Raw genomic sequence first — 17,101 nt, 5'->3', positions numbered from 1 at the left:
GATTACTCCTCCCCTGCCACTTTGGATTTTCCTTGCAAATACTCGCCGATTGCATCGCGGGTCGCAGCAAGCGCGCCCCTGCCAGATTCGACCAGTGTTTTTGCGGTATCAGACAACACCTCTACTTTTTTAGAATTGAGCAGCAGGTCAGTGATCTGTTCTTCCAGCTCCGCCTCATCCTTGACAAGCAATACGCCTCCTTCTTTGGCGAAGTGGCGATAGATCCAAGAGAAATTCTGCGTATGAGTACCGGATAGAATGGCACACCCAACTTGTGCAGGCTCCAACAGATTATGCCCACCAATTGGAACGAGTGAGCCCCCCATAAACACAATAGGAGCAGCCCGATAAAACAAACCCAGCTCACCCAGTGTATCTGCAATGTAGATGTCCGTTGCAGCGGTGATTGCTTCTCCACGTGAGCGTAACGCGCACACCAAATCCATCGCTTCGAGTTCACTGCGGATTTCGGTCGCTCTCACAGGATGCCGAGGAACGATGATAGTCAGGAGATTGTCGAAGGTCTTCTTCAGAGCTTTATGGGTTTGCGCAACTTTAACTTCTTCTTCCGCGTGCGTGCTGGCAGCCAGCCACCTTGGGCGGCCCTGCAGCTGCTTCTGGAAGTCATCTAGTTCACCCCTGTCACAGTCAGGAATATTGCCATCAAACTTGATGTTGCCCGTGGCTTTGACGCGGTTGGTGCCGAGTTGACTAAAGCGGGCGCCATCTTCCTCAGACTGAGCCAAAACGCAATCCACAGTGCCAAAGACTGAGCGGGCAAAGGATGGAACTCGGTTCCAGTTGGCAAACGAGCCTTCGGACATCCGCCCATTGACGATAATCAGCGGAATTTGACGCTTTTCAAGCTCATGGAATGTGGCGGGCCAGATTTCGGATTCAACCGTAATTGCCAAACGTGGTGACCAATGATTCAGAAACCGTTTGATGTTGCCGCGTGTATCATAAGGAACGAACTGGTGAATAACCCCATCGGGTGCCGAAGCTTCAACCACCTGCGCAGATGTTAACGTTGCAGTGGTCATCAGCACCTTTGAGCCGCTGTCAATAACTTGCTTGGCTAGGGGCAAAACGGCGTTCGCTTCGCCCACGCTTGCCGCATGAATCCAGATGAGGCTTCCAACAGGACGCTCCTTGGACGCAACTCCAAAGCGTTCGCCCTTACGGTTCCGGTCTTCTTTGCCCTGACGCGCGCGCCACTTGTACATTCCGACGAGCAGAGGCGCGGCCAGACGGCCCAGACCTTGATACACTCTGAAGATCACTGAACTCATGGGACCCAGTTCTGCCAGGCGGTTATTATTTGCCTGATTTGGCGATTGCGTATGCTTTGTCAGTCGTTTCGTTCATTCTGGTTTCCAGAAGTTGACGAATTTCTTCAAGCTGTTCGTCGCTTGCATCAGAGGGAACCGGAATAGGCTCACCAAAGCATAACGCAATATGACTAAACGGTAAATTGATGGAAGCCTTATCCCAGGAATCAAGGTCATGATGCCGACTTGTTGCTATTGCAATCGGTAAAAGCGGGCGTCCGGAATGCTTGGCCAGTTGGACAATCCCTTTACCAGCTTTCCGAGCCGGGCCTTTGGGCACGTCAGCAGTCATGGCGACATTTCCGCCTTCTTTCAGCGCACGCAGAGCTTCAATAAAGCCCCGCATACCGCCGCGTTTGTTGATTTGATTGGCGCGTTGTGCACCGGCGGCCCGGATTATTCCGAGCCCCAGTTTTGATGCACAAATCGACTGCATTTCGCCATCCGCGCTTCGGGAAATCATCACCCGCACATCCCAGTCATCAGGACGAGCAAAGGGCGTCATAAAATGCTGGCCGTGCCACATGGACACAACATAAGGCACATTACCTATATGATCCTCGTAAAAGTTTGGAGGATCCAGTGTGAACTTGCTGGTCTTGCGCACGAACAGCAAGTAATATGCCATGGCATTGCCCACAAGTTTCATAACAAGCGGGTGTCTGCCGATTTTCTTTAACATTTCTCAAAGCCAATTTGGTTTTCGGGCGGATATTCCAAAAGACGCGGGGCTTATTTGCCTTCGGTTTCCGGATCAAGCAGGCGGTGCATGTGCACGATGAAGTAACGCATCATAGCGTTGTCTACTGTGCCCTGTGCTTTCGCTTTCCATGCAACGTGTGCTTCAGCGTAACTTGGGTAAATCCCCACAATGTCCAGATCTTTCAGATCTTTAAAGCAAACATTGCTGATGTCATCTAGTTCGCCACCAAACACAAGGTGCAGCAGCTGTTGGTTGTTTTCTTGAGCACTCATAGTGTTCGTTCACCTTCTTCACAAGCAGTCATTCCATTGGGTTTCCGATAAGGACTAACCCTCTACGGAAATTCCCTGCAGCCTTGTAAACAATTTGGCAGAAGATGCCACTAGTCCGGGGTGATTTGTTTTCGTTTTATTGTAGTGAAGCGTGGAACCGGATAAGTCTACCAACTGGCCACCTGCCTCGTTAATAATTAAATCCGCTGCGGCAAGGTCCCAATCACGAGCTCTGGCACGGGCTAAGCCGGCATCCAATTTCCCACAGGCAACCAATGCAAACCGGTAAGCAAGGGAGCGCAAATAGGGACTGAACCGAATCTCCTCCCGTTTTACACCTTCCTTTTCGAGGAAGCTGACGGGACCGGCAACATACGCACCGTGAACAGACACTCTTTTTGAGACTGTAATACTTTGTTTGTTGAGGTAACTCCCACCGCCCAATGTTGCCGTGAACAACTCCTCACGAACCGGACAGAAAATCACACCAACGGTTGGCCTGCCGTTTTTGACGACGGCAAGAGACAGGCACCATTCGTCGTTGCCATTGAGAAAGGCGCCGGTCCCGTCAATAGGGTCCACGATAAACACCGTCTCATGTTTCATACGGATGAGGTCGTCTTCTGTTTCCTCTGACAACCAACCATAATCTGGACGGGCGCCGCGCAACGTGGCTGCCAGATATTGATCCACTTCAATATCTGCCACACAAACGGGCGAGTCGCCTTCTTTGGTCCAGTTTTCCGGATCATTGCCAAAGTAAGAAAGGGCGATTTCTCCCCCTTTCAGAGCTGCTGCAACCAGCAGTTCAAGATCCTTCTGGTCTTCGCTTTTATTAGCTTCCGGCAATCGTCAGTCCTTCGATAACCACTGTTGGTGTTGCAACGGCATATCGCTCATCTAAATCCGAAGCCGGTGTCATGTTCAGGAACATGTCCCTCATGTTTCCGGCAATCGTAATTTCACTCACGGGGTAAGCGATTTCACCGTTTTCCACCCAATAGCCAGAGGCACCGCGTGAATAATCACCAGTCACGCCGTTGGCGCCATGGCCAATCAGGTCAGTTACCAGCAATCCTTCACCGATTTCTCTTAATATTTCTTCCGGTGTTTTCTCGCCTGCATGCAGTGTCAGGTTGGTTGCGCCCGGAGAGGTCGCAGACCCGGCGCGGCGCGCGCGTCCGTTTGCAGTCAGTCCAAGCTCGCGGGCTGCGTAGCCATCCAGGAACCAATGCCCCAGAACACCGTCTTCAATAACGCTCAGATATTCCGCGCCCGTGCCTTCTGCATCAAATGGAGCTGTGCCGCCGCCGCGTGCCTTAAACGGGTCATCAGAGATCGTAATGCCCTTGGCAAAGACCTGCTGGCCCATTTTATCTTTTAGGAAGCTGGTCCCACGCGCGATTGCAGCGCCATTGATTGCGCCTGCAAAGTGCCCAAGCAGCGAGCGGGCTGCGCGTGGTTCATATACCACAGGCGCTTTACGGGTTTGCAGCTGGCGCGGGTTCAAGCGGCGAACTGTGCGTTCAGCGGCAAGACGGCCCACCACTTCAGGAGACATCAGGTCATCCCAGTAGGTCCGGGAGTCGAATTCGTAATCACGTTCCATGCCGGTGCCTTCGCCGGCAATAGCTGTCATAGAAAAACCAGAGCGGGACCGTTGGTAAGCACCAACAAAGCCGTGGCTGGTTGCCAGAACAATGCCAGCAAGCCCCCAGCTTGCACCTGCACCGCCGGATTTTGACACCCCCTCTACAGCCATGGCGGCCGCTTCTGCTTCCATGGCTATCTGAGTGAGTTCGTCGGCTCTGACTTCGCGCGGGTCCATAAGGTCCAACTGCGGGATTTCTTTCAGGAGACGTTCTGGTTCTGCAAGGCCTGCATACGGATCTTCCGGCGTGACTCTTGCCATCTCAACTGCACGGGCAGCCAGAACAGCAGGATCATCATTGGCATTGGAAGAGATGCTGGCGACTCGTTTGCCCACGAAAACGCGGAGTGTCACGTCGTTGCCTTCGGCGCGATCGGTGCTTTCCACCTGACCTTCGCGCACTGAGACAGACAGGGACATTCCCGTTACCGCGATCGCGTCTGCTGCGTCGGCTCCAGCTGCTTTAGCAGCCTCCACCAAACTCACCGCCTGCTGTTCAAGCTTCGAATTTGCAATTGCATCAGACATTCGCGTGGGTCTCCTGTTTTCATGCTCCATCGTGTTTAGGACGTGCCTGTCTTAAGAGCAAGCATACCCTCTCATAAACGCGGGGCTGTACGCAGAAATTGCAGGCTAAGACAATTGAGAGAGCAGCTCTTCATTTTCCGCCTTCCCAAAATAGATAGAATTTTATCAGTTTCGGAAGAACTTTGCTAAGCCTCTTTAAAATCACAGTTTTTTAACCAATCAAATTAAGAAGATACGTATATTTTACCCCTTAGTTTTCCTCTAGTTTGAAACGAAGATTATTTGAGGCCTCCACGTTTGTGGAGGGAGGGGCATTTAAGTGATCACCTATAAAGCGCAGTTTTCTGGCAATGCAGTCAACGATAATGATGGAAATATGATCCGCGTGTCGCTGCCGTTTCGCATGCGAGCTGATCTCCCGGATGACCTTTTGGAATCTCCGGGTCTTAACAGATCCGAAATTCGTATCGATCCGGATAAGGTTTTGATCCGCCGAGAGATGAGTGGGCTACCGCTGACCTTAACGGTTCCGCTCTCCTCTTACTCCGGTATTGGTGCAAAAGCGGTGGTGAATGACGTTAGCGGCGCAATTGAATATCAGGTGTTGTTGCTTCATCGCGACCATGCGCTGTGCATTCCACTTTATGCCGGCGAGAATATGGAACTGACCGCAGATCACTGGGAAGCTTGGTCTGGGAGTCTTGCTATGCCGATGCTCACCATCGACAGCGATGGCACATCTAAGCTGGCACGGCTTGGCCTCAACACCTGCACAAAAGGTGATCCCTTACCACGCCGTAAACTGCGCGCCCTGACCGGACGTCGGCCACGGTTTCTTGCGGGCCGCAAAACTGGCAAGCTTTCTCGTTTTCAAAGAGCGCTTGCCACGTCTCGCCGCATTACTGGGCTTAATGAGGGCAATTACTGAAGGAAGTAGGCTGCAATTCCATCCAACACGAGGCCAGCAAACAAGAACAGACCGAATGTTGAGTTGGATTTGAACAGGCTTAGACATTGATCGCCATCGTCAATGTCCAAAACACGGATCTGTTGAAGCAGATGGAACGCCCCCACAGCAAGGCCAGCAAAGGCCAAAGGGCCGCTGCCAGCCAGCCAGAAGGCACTGGCAAAGAACACGACAGCCGCTCCATAAAGCATGTAGAGCGCCTGCTTGGTCTTTTCGCCAAACAACCGGGCCGTAGAACGCACGCCAACCAAGGCGTCGTCCTCTTTATCCTGATGGGCGTAAATGGTGTCGTAACCGATGGTCCATGCGATACCGCCGCAATACAGCAGAATCGGCGCCAGAGACAGACTTCCGAACACGACAGCCCAACCCATCAAAGCTCCCCACGAGAACGCGAGCCCAAGCACGAATTGCGGCCAATCCGTAATGCGTTTCATAAACGGGTAGGCTGCGACCACTGCTAGGGAGGAAACACCCAGCACAATGGAAAACGTGTTGAATTGCAGCAGAACCGCAAGACCGGTGAGCGCCTGAAGCCCTAAAAATATTTTGGCTTGTTTGCTTGAAATCTGACCGGATGGAATTGGGCGGGAGCGAGTTCGCTCAACCTGACCGTCAATATCTTTATCTATCAGATCATTATAGGTGCACCCTGCCCCGCGCATGGCAACGGCCCCAACAAAGAATAGAATCATATACCAGAGATTGGGTATAGCTGCGCCACTGGCGTTGGAGGCCAAAGACAAAGACCAAAGGCATGGCCACAGCAGCAGCCGCCAGCCAATTGGCCGTTCCCATCTGGCAAGCCGAGCGAAAGGCCGCAGGCCAGGCGGCAATTTCGTATCAACCCAATGACGCTTTACTGCATCAGCAACTGGTCCAGTGTCTTTGGTATTGAACATTGCCACCCCATTCTGTTGGGCTAAAAATTGAGAGGGAATACCTCTTCGGAATGTATGGTCTTTTCCAACAGATCGACACTTTGCGTCAAGAAGCCAAATTCCTCGAAGAACTGTTTTCTGGGGTTTCGCTCTTCTCTTTTCAACGAGACTTCCATCTTCACGACCGATTTTCTCGCAAGATCATCCTCCAGTTCTTCAAGGACTGGCAGTAAAAGACGCTCTATCCCCTCTACCGGGGCCAGCGCAATTTGCTCCAACAGGCAGATCTTTCCTCCTGACCTTACACTAAACCTGTAGCTGGCGAGCACAAACCCAAGACTCTTGCCCCCACATCTTATCAGCCACGCTTGCCCGGCACTGGGGTCCACCAAGAGCCTGCGCGCCGTTTCTTCCAGAGATTGAGTTGGTTCGGAAAGCGTATCCTGCTCGCCCCATTTTGCCAGCAAGGCAAAGAATTCATTCATAAACAGAGGCGTAACCAACAACAGTTCGACGGATGGACGGGGCATTTTAAATCACTCCAGAGCTGTTGTTCGTTTACTGTCAGCGATACACATGCTACAGGCTGCTTCACTATCTAGACGCATAACTTGCGAACCTGTTCCCTTTTTAATTTCAGGGTCTACCTCAATGAATATCCTCTTGATCGGTTCCGGCGGACGTGAACATGCTCTGGCATGGTCTTTGGTAAAGTCTCCGGTTCTTAACGAGCTTTATGTTGCACCCGGAAACGCGGGCATTGAACAGATAGCCAAGTGCATCACCCTTGATATTACCGATCATCGCACTGTTATCGATTTCTGCCGTCTCCACGACATTAGCTTTGTGGTGATTGGCCCGGAAGCTCCGCTTGTCGATGGCCTTTCCGACAGTCTGACCCACGCAGGTTTGCGCGTGTTTGGTCCGTCCTCCGCCGCGTCTCAACTGGAAGGGTCGAAAGGCTTTACCAAGGACATGTGCTCCAGAGCCAACGTTCCAACCGCCGCTTATGGCCGGTTTAGCGATGCGGAATCTGCCAAGGCGTATGTCCGCGAGCAAGGCGCTCCTATTGTTGTGAAAGCTGATGGCCTTGCCGCTGGTAAGGGCGTGATCATGGCGATGAGCGAACAAGAAGCGCTTGATGCCGTTGACAGCTGCTTTGACGGTGCCTTTGGCGCGGCTGGCGCAGAAGTGGTGATTGAAGAGTTTATGGAAGGCGAAGAAGCCAGCTTCTTTGTGCTTTCTGATGGTGTGAATGCACTGCCACTTGCCACGGCGCAGGATCACAAACGTGCGTTTGATGGCGATACCGGCCCGAATACGGGTGGTATGGGCGCCTATTCCCCTGCTCCTGTCATGACCAAGACAATGACGGACCGGGTGATGGAAGAAATCATTCGCCCGACCATTGCAGACATGAAAGCTCAGGGTTGTCCCTTTAAAGGCGTGCTTTATGCCGGCCTGATGATCACAAAAGACGGTCCAAAGCTGATTGAGTACAACGTGCGTTTTGGCGATCCTGAATGTCAGGTTCTCACGATGCGCCTGAAAACGGATCTGCTCCTGATTCTTTTGGGCTGCGCTGAGGGCACTTTGCATCTGGTTGATGCAGAATGGCATGATGACCCTGCTGTAACTGTTGTTATGGCTGCAGAGGGTTACCCCGGGTCCTATGAAAAACTGACGGAAATTAAAGGGCTGGAAGACGCAGCAGCTGATCCGGATGTGGAGATTTTCCATGCTGGAACCGTTGTGGTTGATGGCAAATTGCTCTCCAACGGGGGCCGCGTTCTCAACATCACTGCTCGTGCCGAGACCGTATCTGAAGCACGGCAGAAAGCTTACGCAGCCGTAGAGAAGATTGACTGGCCAAAAGGCTTTTACAGAAAAGACATTGGCTGGCGCGCAGTCCAGCGTGAAGACGTCAGCTGATACTGAAGAGCAGAATTTAAAAAGAGCGGTTCATGTGAGCCGCTCTTTTTTAAGCACTAGATATTCAGGATAAAAAAAACCTCCGAAGCGAACTTCGGAGGAGTTATAACTTATAAACTACTTGGCATGACCACGACAGCTTGGATCACAACCAAAAGATCAAATAGATAAACTACCACAAACAACTGGCGAAGCGAAAACAATGCTTTGCAGCTCCCGAAGCGTAAACTTCAGTACATCTAATATGCATAAATGCGCAGCTCACAACAACGGGGGAAATTCCCCTATAAGAGACTGCGGTTCTGCAATCATAGCGAGAGCAATTGAAACGACATTGCGCGGGCAACTGCGTGGGTGCGGTTGGTGACGTGTAGCTTTTGGCAAGCGCGTTTGATGTGATGCTCGACCGTTTTCTCAGAGATGTGGAGAATGTGAGCGATTTCCTTATTTGCTCTGCCTGCCGTCAACCACAACAAACACTCCAGTTCTCGAGGTGAGAAGCCGAAGAATTCCTGTAACTGCCCTGGAGGTTGAGCATAGGAATGGAACAACTGCACCGCATTTTTCAACGTGGTGTACTTCGACGCCATTTGTGTATCGAATGCAGCCTGTGTTTGTTCGCAGGAGGCAAAGCTTGCTCCGCTCACCAATTGCTTGTTGGCGCATTCCAACGAAAGGTTCATTCCAAAGCGCAAACCAGCTGATTGAACGTCATCAATAAAGTCGGTAGACACACCATTAGCTGCAATGGATGTGTAGTCCGTCCACAGTTGGTCAGCCCTGCTTCCATTCAGAATGTGTGCCATTCCGGGGTCTTTGAAGTAATAGCGGTTGTTTTGGTAGTGCTCGACCCATTTACTATCGTGATTTGAGAAGTAAACCGGTTGCCGGTTTTCCACCCGTCCCTCATATTTAGGGACTATGATATAAGCACCTTTTTCGTAGCCCAGATCAGCTGTAAATTTGGTTAGCTCATTCCATCGCTCTAAGGTGGACCCACAGTTCCGCATTACTTCGGAAAACTGCAAGAAACTTCGGTCATACTCTTGTCGTAAGCCTGTCGAATTGTTCATCGTTATCTCCACATAGTGGAGGCTTACATTCATTATCAATCCGTCGTTACATGGCATGAACGATTGCCTATGTAAGTGATATGATTGCCCCAACACCCATATTTTGTTTTTGAACTGCTCTTTGGGAGAGTATCACGCCATTTTATAAGGTTTTCAATTGGAAACCTTCCCAAAGCACTTATATTTCAATCAATGCAAGATGAATATATCAGGAGAATGAATGAGTACTCCCCGGATTGGACTTGCACTTGGCGGCGGCGGCGCCCGCGGCCTCTCTCACATCGCCGTCTTACAGGCTCTTGATGATATGGGGTTGAAGCCCCACGCGATCGCTGGCACCTCAATTGGAGCGTTGATCGGCGCGGGATATGCTGGCGGAATGAGTGGTGATGAGTTGGAAGGCTTTACACTTGCAACGCTTGGCGAATGGAAAAAGGTACTTGGCAAACTGGTTGAGGTCAGCATTCCCAAACGGTTCGGGGATCTCATCGGCGGGAAAGGTAGCTTAGGTCAGTTTGACTCCAAACGCGTTTTGGATGTGTTTGCCGGTGAGATCTTAAAGGATGATTTTTCCCAGCTGAGCATTCCGTTTCAAGCCATTGCAGCCGATTATTACAAGGCAGAGGAAGTGCGCTTTCATGAAGGTAATCTGATTGATGCAATCGCTGCCAGTATTGCTATTCCCTTTGTGTTCAAGCCTGTGCACTTGCACGATAAGGTTTTCATCGATGGGGGTGTCGTCAATCCTTTGCCGTTTGATTGTTTGCCCGCCGATTGCGACATCATCATTGCGGTTGACGTTATTGGCTCTCCACAACGTGACCCAAAGAAGAAACTGCCCAGCGCAACGGAGAGTGTGTTTGGAGCCATGCAAATCCTGATGCGAACGATCTCTCAGGAAAAACTAAAACAACGGCCTCCTGACCTCATTGCACTTCCAAACATCAAGCAGTATCAACTCCTTGACTTTCTCAAAGCCCGCGAAATACTAGAGGACAATGCACCATTGCGCGAAGAGATAAAGGTTGAGCTTGACCAGAAGATCGAGACCTACTTAATCTCCTGATAAGAAATGAGATAGGAACAAAAGGAACCTAGGTTGGCTGTTCTGGACCCCGAGTGGCAAACACCAATAGATGAAAGCAGAAAGTTGCCACCGGAAGCGCCGGTCGCAATCACCCTAAATGGTGAGGGCTTTGCTGTGTTCATGGCTACTCCGCTGGATCTGGAAGATTTCGCAGTGGGGTTTACTATCAGCGAGTCCATTGTGTCAGGCGCCTCTGATATTCATTCCATTGGGCTGCATGAGCACGGAGAGGAAGGCCTTAGCGTCAACCTCGATATTGAGGATGACCTTTTTTTCACCGCGTTGAAGCGTAAGCGAATGCTGACTGGAACATCTGGCTGTGGCCTTTGCGGGCTGGACAGCATACGGGCGGCTTTACGTGCTCTTACCCCACTGACACCTCAACCTGCCCCTAAAACGGATCGCATCAGCGCGTGTTTTGAAGATTTGCAGAGCAAACAGAGCCTGAATGAGGTTTATGGCGGCGGGCTCCATGCTGCAGCAGTTTGCTGCGGGGGACAGATCCTCGCCGTTCGGGAGGATATTGGTCGCCATAATGCAATGGATAAAGCTCTTGGTGCTGGTATTCGCAGCGCGGAGCGTGTTGACCTTGTGATCACCACCAGCCGGTGCAGTTCTGATCTGGTGCAAAAAGCCGTCAGCGCGCGAGTTGGTACGCTCGCAGTTATGGCAACGCCCAGTGATCTGGCCGTGAAACTTGCCCGCGAGAACTGCTTAAATCTCTTCAGCTGCAACCGCGGCTACAGCTTTACGCGCTACAGCTAACCACTACTCTTGTTTCCTAACCCTTTATGGTCTGCATCTTAATTAGGACCAGCCTCTGACATCTGCTTTTTTTCCGCATGTAGTGGTTGGATCCAAGTATTATAAAGAGAGTAACAGAGCAGGACGCTATTTCTGCAAATGTCCGTATCCTCAATCCCGCCTCGACTTAAAGAAGCCCCTTAGCAGATCGGCGCAGTCTTTTTCTGCCAGACCGGAGTAGACATCTGGTTTGTGGTGGCAGGTGGGTGAGGAATAGAAGCGGACGCCGTGGTCAACACCGCCGCCCTTTACATCGCCTGCCCCATAATAGAGACGGCGAATGCGGGCGAAGGAGATTGCGGCGGAACACATGGGACATGGTTCCAGCGTCACGTACAGATCACACTCTTCCAGCCTTTGTGAGCCTAGCACCTTCCCGGCCTGACGAATGGCCAAGACTTCTGCATGGGCTGTCGGGTCATTTAATTCCAGCGTCCGGTTGCCTGCGCGCGCCACTATCTCGCCTTGCTTGACCAGTGTGCAGCCAATTGGCACTTCACCACGGGCTTGTGCCGCGTGAGCTTCTTCCAGCGCGATATCCATAAACCGGGAACTTAATGTGGGTGTCTTCATGGGCGCAAACTAGCTTTGAAAGCTAGAGATGTCATCACGAGGCGTTTCATTTGATGGTGTTTACTCGGAAAAAATCAGAAAAAAATTAAGCGGAATGCTTTTGGTTGTTTGCGAACTGGCCTTGCTTAGGTTAAGACCCGCAGACGACAAATGAATATTGTGACCCTTCTGACAGACTGCTGGCCGGCCAAGGCGGAGACGCCTATGCGTGCCTCTCCAGTGTATCTGTACAGATGTAGACAGTTAAAGGCCCCGGATAGCCGGGCAAAAGCCAAATGAAAAATAGCGACAAAAAAGCCAGCAGCTCCCCACGTAAACCAGTTGAGCGCGCGAAAAAGTCCTCCCCAGAAAAATCTGAACCAGCCGTAACTGTAGCTGGTGAGCGCATTGCCAAAGCGATGGCCCGTGCTGGATTATGCTCCCGCCGTGATGCGGAGACATGGGTTGCAGAAGGACGCGTTAGCGTCAACGGTACAGTGCTGGACACTCCTGCCTTTACAGTCACAGTGAAAGACAAAGTTCTGGTTGATGGCAAACCTTTGCCAACCCGAGAACGCACCCGCCTTTGGTTGTTCCATAAATCACGCGGAACAGTAACCACCAACAAAGACCCTGAAGGCCGTAAAACCGTTTTTGATATTCTGCCAAATGATATGCCACGCGTTGTGACTATTGGGCGTTTGGATATTAACACCGAAGGTCTGCTGCTGCTGACCAATGATGGCGGCCTTTCCCGCGTTATTGAATTGCCTGCTACTGGCTGGTTGCGCCGCTACCGCGTGCGCGCCTACGGTAAGGTAACACAAGAGCAGCTGGACAAATTGCAAGACGGCATTGCAATTGATGGTGTCTTGTATGGCGCTATTGAAGCGACATTGGACACCGAAAAGGGTGACAACGTTTGGCTGACTATTGGCCTGCGCGAAGGCAAGAACCGCGAAGTGAAGCGCATTCTTGAACACCTTGAACTTTCCGTGAACCGCCTTATCCGTCTTTCCTTTGGTCCTTTCCAGCTGGGTGATCTTGGTGACGGCGAAGTTCAGGAAATCAAAGGCCGTGTTTTGCGTGACCAGCTAGGTGAAAGCCTTATTGCTGACGCTGATCTGGATTTTGATGCACCAATCATCAACCAGATGGCGAGCAAAACGACCAAAAAAGCTGAACCTAAGAAAAGATCCAAGGGTGGCTCTGGTGCTGGCTGGATCAGTGCTAAAGATGCGGCGGCTGTTCTTTCCAAAAACAAGAAGCCACCACTTCGTCATGGCAAAGGTCCAGATCATTCTGGTGGCAACTCTGAACAAAACCCATTTGGTGACCGCAAGCGCGTGAGCGACAAGCCAGCTTTTGGCGATCGCAAACCTTCTGAAGATCGTGGCGAGCGCAAACCATTTGGTGACAAAGACCGTGGTGAACGTAAATCATTCGGCGACCGGGATCGTGGCGAGCGCAAGCCATTTGGTGATAAAGACCGTGGTGAACGTAAACCATTCGGCGACCGGGATCGCGGCGAGCGCAAACCGTTTGGCGACAAAGACCGTGGTGAACGTAAATCATTCGGTGACCGGGATCGTGGGGATGCCCCTTCCCGCTTTGGTCGCAATGAGCGCGGTAGCGCACCCAAACAACGTCGTGTTTTCAGTAATGATGGCAGCGTAGACAACTACACGCCAATGCCTGAGGATGACGATAACAAAAAGCCAATGGCACGCAAGCCAGAGGAACGCCGTTTCGGCACACGCACGAAACGTGGCGGCTTTGATTTGGCACACGGTGGCACCAAACGGACTGAAGAGGCAGAGGCACCTAAGGGTGACACCCGCCGCACGAGTGGTTTCAACCCTGCTGAAAATTCAGGTTACGCTGGTGATACCGGCCCGACACCGGGTGAGCGTAGGTTCTCCAACCGCGGCCCGAGAAGAGATGACCGTGACGAACGCGGTGGCCGTGATGGCGACAAGCGTCCATTTAATAAAGGTCCTCGCGACGACACTCGCAGTGCTGGCGGTGGCGACAAACGTCCGTTTAACAAAGGCCCTCGCGATGACACTCGCAGTGCTGGCGGCGACAAGCGTCCGTTCAACAAAGGCCCTCGCGATGATACTCGCAGTGCTGGCGGCGACAAGCGTCCATTCAACAAAGGCCCTAGCGATGATACTCGCAGTGCTGGCGGCGACAAGCGTCCATTCAACAAAGGCCCTCGCGATGACACTCGCAGTGCTGGCGGCGACAAGCGTCCATTCAACAAAGGCCCTCGCGATGATACTCGCAGTGCTGGCGGTGACAAGCGTCCATTCAACAAAGGCCCTCGCGATGATACTCGCAGTGCTGGCGGCGACAAGCGTCCATTCAACAAAGGCCCTCGCGATGACACTCGCAGTGCTGGCGGCGACAAGCGTCCATTCAACAAAGGCCCTCGCGATGACACTCGCAGTGCTGGCGGCGACAAGCGTCCGTTCAACAAAGGCCCTCGCGATGATACTCGCAGTGCTGGCGGCGACAAGCGTCCGTTCAACAAAGGCCCTCGCGATGACAATCGCAGCGGTGGCGGCAAAAGCTTTGGCGGTGACAAACCACGGGGCGGTCGTCCAGGCGGCACTTCAGGTGGTGGTCGTCCGAGTGGTGGCCGCCCTACTGGTGGTGGCGGACGTCCTGCTGGTGGTGGTGGACGCCCTGCTGGTGGTGGACGCTCCGGCCCGAGGGGCGGTAAATAATCGTGAGAATTGTTGCCGGTCGATTTCGGGGCACAGCGCTCGCTACGCCTAAAACGCAGGATACTCGCCCAACCAGTGATCGGTTGAGGGAGACTATCTTTAACGTTCTGGCGCATTCCTATGACAACCCGGTTCAGGACGCTCGCGTTCTGGATCTGTTTGCCGGAACGGGTGCGCTAGGTTTGGAAGCGATGAGTCGCGGCGGAAAATACTGCATCTTTGTGGAAGAAGCCGTTGAACCGCGTGGCCTGATCCGTCGCAACGTTGAAACAACAGGTTTGATGGGTGCAACCAAAGTTCTGCGCCGGGATGCGACCAATCTCGGTCCAGCCGGTACGATTGCTCCGTTCGATCTGGTGTTTCTTGATCCTCCTTACCGCAATGAGCTTGGCGAGAAAGCTCTCGCCAGTGCGGTTGCCGGTGACTGGATCAAAAAAGGCGCTCTGTGCATCTGGGAGGAACACGCAAGCGTTACGCCTGTCCTTCCCGATGGATTTGAAGGACTGGATGTGCGCCACGCCGGTGATAGCCAGATCCTCATCCTGAGATTTAACGGCGTATAAGCCTAGCCTCTCTCTAAGTAACAAGTGAGCCTCCCTTTGCATTATCGCGAGGGAGGCTTTTTTGTATCTGCTTTTCCGTGTGGGAGAAGCTGGCGGTGAGTTGCTGAGTGTTTGGTGGACAGCTGACACAGTATTGGTGCGGCGTTAGGGACATCAAACAGCTGAAAAGCGGGAAATGTCGGTTTCGCGTTCACAGTTCTCAAAGGAACGCGTCAGATCCCATAGCGACGCACCTTCCCCACATATCAACGAAAACGCGAATACATGTAATTACTGTCACTGTACTTATCGGGGAGATCCCTGATTTTTGAGGAGGCTGCTGAATCTCATCTGTGATTCGAATAGCGCACCATGCACATGAAAACAGACAATATTCGCATAAACGAATTTTTAACAAACAATAACAATGACTTAATACTCACAGAGCTTCCCTAATATTGTGTTTGTGATTTCTACGTAGAACTTGGCAAAAGCGTTGCAGGAATGAAACAGAGGCCTCGTTTACTTTGATAACTCTAGGTTATTTGCGGAGTTATTATTGCGCCACGAAGCATCTGCTGGCATCAATTGCTGCAGGGAATTCGCGTACACAAAAATAAAATGAGTTTTGCTTAAGCATCACTTGAGTCACCTTAAGTAGTTATGACACCAAACCTTGTTTGAGGAGTGGGTTTCTACCCGATTAGGAGTTGAATTATGCGCCACTTTACAACTAGCGCCGCAGCAGCGCTTATGATGAGTGCCACTCCGGTCCTTGCAGCAGATCTTCCCGTTGCACCGGAGCCCGTAGAATACGTCCAAATTTGTGACGCCTACGGTACTGGATATTTCTTTATTCCAGGCACAGATACATGTTTAAGAATTCGAGGCCGTGTTCGAGCTGAATACCGCTTCAACAACTTTGGAGCAGCGCCGAGCGACTGGTCTGAGCGGACAAGAAACGCAACATCCACTCGTGCACGTGGTTACCTCCGCATGGACGCTCGTACACAAACAGAATACGGTTTGCTTCGCGCTTACATTGACTTGTTCGGTACCGTCGACACTCCTGGCTTCATTCAGGATGACAGTTCAGTCCCCAACGTGAACAACCCGGTTGGCTCCTTTGGAGTTGAGCAGGACAACACAGTGATGACGCTAGATTACGCATTTATCCAGTTTGGCGGCATGACTGTTGGTCGGGCGCAGTCCTTCTATGACTTCTGGACCGGTTATGCTTACGGTGCGATCACCACTGTTGCATACTCTGACCAAAACTTATGGCTGGCTGGTTATACCTTAGATCTCGGTAATGGCTTGTCTACCAGTTGGTCTGTAGAAGACAGAACAGCTCGTCAGCAGAACCTCTTTACTGGTGAGTACCTAAACTCTGACGGATTTAACCAAGGTTATGGCGGCATGCGCTTCCCAGACCTGGTCGCCAACTTCCGACTTGATCAAGGTTGGGGTTCTGCTCAGATCATGGGTGCCTTGACTGAGGTTCGTTACCTTGAACAATATCCTTCCGGTAAGCTCGGTTGGGCTGTCGGTGGTGGTGTTGAATTTAATCTGCCATTCTTCACTAATTATGTCTCAGGCTTCCAAGGTGTTGTTCAGGCGACATTCTCTCAGGGCGCTCTTGGGTACGTCAACAGTGACTGGCAGAACGTTGTATGGGATTCGACAGATCTGACTGATGGAGGTGACGGTGTTGCAACTGGTTGGTCAGTAGCAGGCGGTTTCCAAGCTGACTTCTCTCCTGAATGGAATGGGGCGATCCAGGCTTCGTTTGCTAACGCTCGCTCCAAATTCCTCTGGAACCAGAGTCAGTATGATGTCGTAGGTAAAATTGGCTGGACACCAGTTAGCGGCTTCGAAATCGGTACTGAGGTCGCTTACCGTAACCTAGCGAATGGCGACTTGTTCCCGGATAACACAGTTAATAATGACAATCCAACCCGGCCACTTGGCCAGCAGGATATTATCTCTGTCCTAATCCGTGTTCAGCGGGACTTCTGAGGCCACATATCAGAACCCTTCGATTAC

The 17,101-nt window shown here is 51.8% G+C and carries 16 protein-coding genes; 7 read left to right on the top strand and 9 right to left on the bottom strand.

Features of this window, described 5'->3' with window-relative positions; translation table 11 throughout:
• Positions 1-2: 2 nt before the first annotated feature.
• From BLS62_RS06980 to BLS62_RS06960, 5 genes are read right to left on the bottom strand one after another with little or no spacing between them, the layout of a single operon-like run.
• Positions 3-1,292 (bottom strand): 3-deoxy-D-manno-octulosonic acid transferase, encoded by a 1,290-nt coding sequence (locus tag BLS62_RS06980; RefSeq protein ID WP_093178619.1) that lies wholly within the window; start codon positions 1,290-1,292, stop codon positions 3-5.
• 25 nt (positions 1,293-1,317) lie between these two features.
• Positions 1,318-2,013: a lysophospholipid acyltransferase family protein gene (locus BLS62_RS06975; RefSeq protein WP_093178617.1), complete on the bottom strand. Its 696-nt coding sequence runs from the start codon at positions 2,011-2,013 to the stop codon at positions 1,318-1,320.
• A 50-nt stretch (positions 2,014-2,063) separates the two neighbouring features.
• On the bottom strand, positions 2,064-2,306 hold the full coding sequence (locus tag BLS62_RS06970; RefSeq protein ID WP_093178615.1) for a DUF4170 domain-containing protein: 243 nt from the start codon (positions 2,304-2,306) through the stop codon (positions 2,064-2,066).
• Between the two features lie 54 nt (positions 2,307-2,360).
• Positions 2,361-3,155 carry a 3'(2'),5'-bisphosphate nucleotidase CysQ gene (locus BLS62_RS06965; RefSeq protein WP_093178613.1) on the bottom strand — a complete coding sequence of 265 codons (795 nt, stop codon included), beginning with the start codon at positions 3,153-3,155 and terminating at the stop codon, positions 2,361-2,363.
• Entirely contained in the window at positions 3,142-4,485 is a 1,344-nt protein-coding gene (locus tag BLS62_RS06960; RefSeq protein WP_093178611.1) for a TldD/PmbA family protein, read from the bottom strand. The genes BLS62_RS06965 and BLS62_RS06960 overlap by 14 nt, the downstream gene beginning before the upstream one ends.
• 319 nt (positions 4,486-4,804) lie before the next feature.
• Here BLS62_RS06960 and BLS62_RS06955 point away from each other — a divergent pair, with 319 nt between their 5' ends.
• Positions 4,805-5,413 (top strand): DUF6101 family protein, encoded by a 609-nt coding sequence (locus tag BLS62_RS06955; protein ID WP_093178609.1) that lies wholly within the window; start codon positions 4,805-4,807, stop codon positions 5,411-5,413.
• On the opposite strand, the gene ubiA is transcribed toward BLS62_RS06955, so the two are convergent.
• A complete protein-coding gene (gene ubiA, locus BLS62_RS06950; RefSeq protein ID WP_093178607.1) occupies positions 5,407-6,354 on the bottom strand; it encodes a 4-hydroxybenzoate octaprenyltransferase in 948 nt (315 codons plus the stop codon). The two genes, BLS62_RS06955 and ubiA, sit on opposite strands and share 7 nt — an antisense overlap.
• 20 nt (positions 6,355-6,374) lie before the next feature.
• Positions 6,375-6,863 carry a hypothetical protein gene (locus tag BLS62_RS06945; RefSeq protein WP_093178604.1) on the bottom strand — a complete coding sequence of 163 codons (489 nt, stop codon included), beginning with the start codon at positions 6,861-6,863 and terminating at the stop codon, positions 6,375-6,377.
• A gap of 121 nt (positions 6,864-6,984) precedes the next feature.
• Between BLS62_RS06945 and purD the strand changes: the two genes are divergently transcribed.
• Positions 6,985-8,265, top strand: a complete 1,281-nt coding sequence (gene purD / locus BLS62_RS06940; protein WP_093178602.1) for a phosphoribosylamine--glycine ligase — start codon at positions 6,985-6,987, stop codon at positions 8,263-8,265.
• Positions 8,266-8,573: 308 nt separating this feature from the next.
• Here the strand turns inward: purD and BLS62_RS06935 are convergent, their stop codons facing one another.
• Positions 8,574-9,338: a helix-turn-helix transcriptional regulator gene (locus BLS62_RS06935; protein ID WP_093178600.1), complete on the bottom strand. Its 765-nt coding sequence runs from the start codon at positions 9,336-9,338 to the stop codon at positions 8,574-8,576.
• Between the two features lie 220 nt (positions 9,339-9,558).
• Here BLS62_RS06935 and BLS62_RS06930 point away from each other — a divergent pair, with 220 nt between their 5' ends.
• Together BLS62_RS06930 and fdhD are read left to right on the top strand one after the other, a co-directional pair.
• The gene (locus BLS62_RS06930) at positions 9,559-10,404 is read left to right on the top strand and encodes a patatin-like phospholipase family protein (RefSeq protein WP_093178597.1); all 846 of its coding nucleotides are present in this window, start codon (positions 9,559-9,561) and stop codon (positions 10,402-10,404) included.
• 33 nt (positions 10,405-10,437) lie between these two features.
• The gene (gene fdhD, locus BLS62_RS06925; RefSeq protein ID WP_093178594.1) at positions 10,438-11,190 is read left to right on the top strand and encodes a formate dehydrogenase accessory sulfurtransferase FdhD; all 753 of its coding nucleotides are present in this window, start codon (positions 10,438-10,440) and stop codon (positions 11,188-11,190) included.
• A 150-nt stretch (positions 11,191-11,340) separates the two neighbouring features.
• Here the strand turns inward: fdhD and BLS62_RS06920 are convergent, their stop codons facing one another.
• The gene (locus BLS62_RS06920) at positions 11,341-11,802 is read right to left on the bottom strand and encodes a nucleoside deaminase (protein WP_244283548.1); all 462 of its coding nucleotides are present in this window, start codon (positions 11,800-11,802) and stop codon (positions 11,341-11,343) included.
• Between the two features lie 275 nt (positions 11,803-12,077).
• On the opposite strand from BLS62_RS06920, the gene BLS62_RS06915 reads away from it, so the two are divergent.
• The 3 genes from BLS62_RS06915 to BLS62_RS06900 all read left to right on the top strand — a co-directional run bounded on the left by BLS62_RS06915 (position 12,078) and on the right by BLS62_RS06900 (position 17,074).
• The gene (locus tag BLS62_RS06915; protein WP_102063727.1) at positions 12,078-14,513 is read left to right on the top strand and encodes a pseudouridine synthase; all 2,436 of its coding nucleotides are present in this window, start codon (positions 12,078-12,080) and stop codon (positions 14,511-14,513) included.
• 2 nt (positions 14,514-14,515) lie between these two features.
• Entirely contained in the window at positions 14,516-15,076 is a 561-nt protein-coding gene (gene rsmD / locus BLS62_RS06905) for a 16S rRNA (guanine(966)-N(2))-methyltransferase RsmD (RefSeq protein WP_093178588.1), read from the top strand.
• Between the two features lie 696 nt (positions 15,077-15,772).
• Positions 15,773-17,074: a porin gene (locus tag BLS62_RS06900; RefSeq protein ID WP_093178585.1), complete on the top strand. Its 1,302-nt coding sequence runs from the start codon at positions 15,773-15,775 to the stop codon at positions 17,072-17,074.
• Positions 17,075-17,101: the final 27 nt, after the last annotated feature.

It is taken from the genome of Pseudovibrio sp. Tun.PSC04-5.I4 (assembly GCF_900104145.1).
Lineage (GTDB): Bacteria > Pseudomonadota > Alphaproteobacteria > Rhizobiales > Stappiaceae > Pseudovibrio.
Note: the sequence above shows the minus strand (reverse complement) of the source record. Positions and strands in the feature narration are given on the sequence as shown.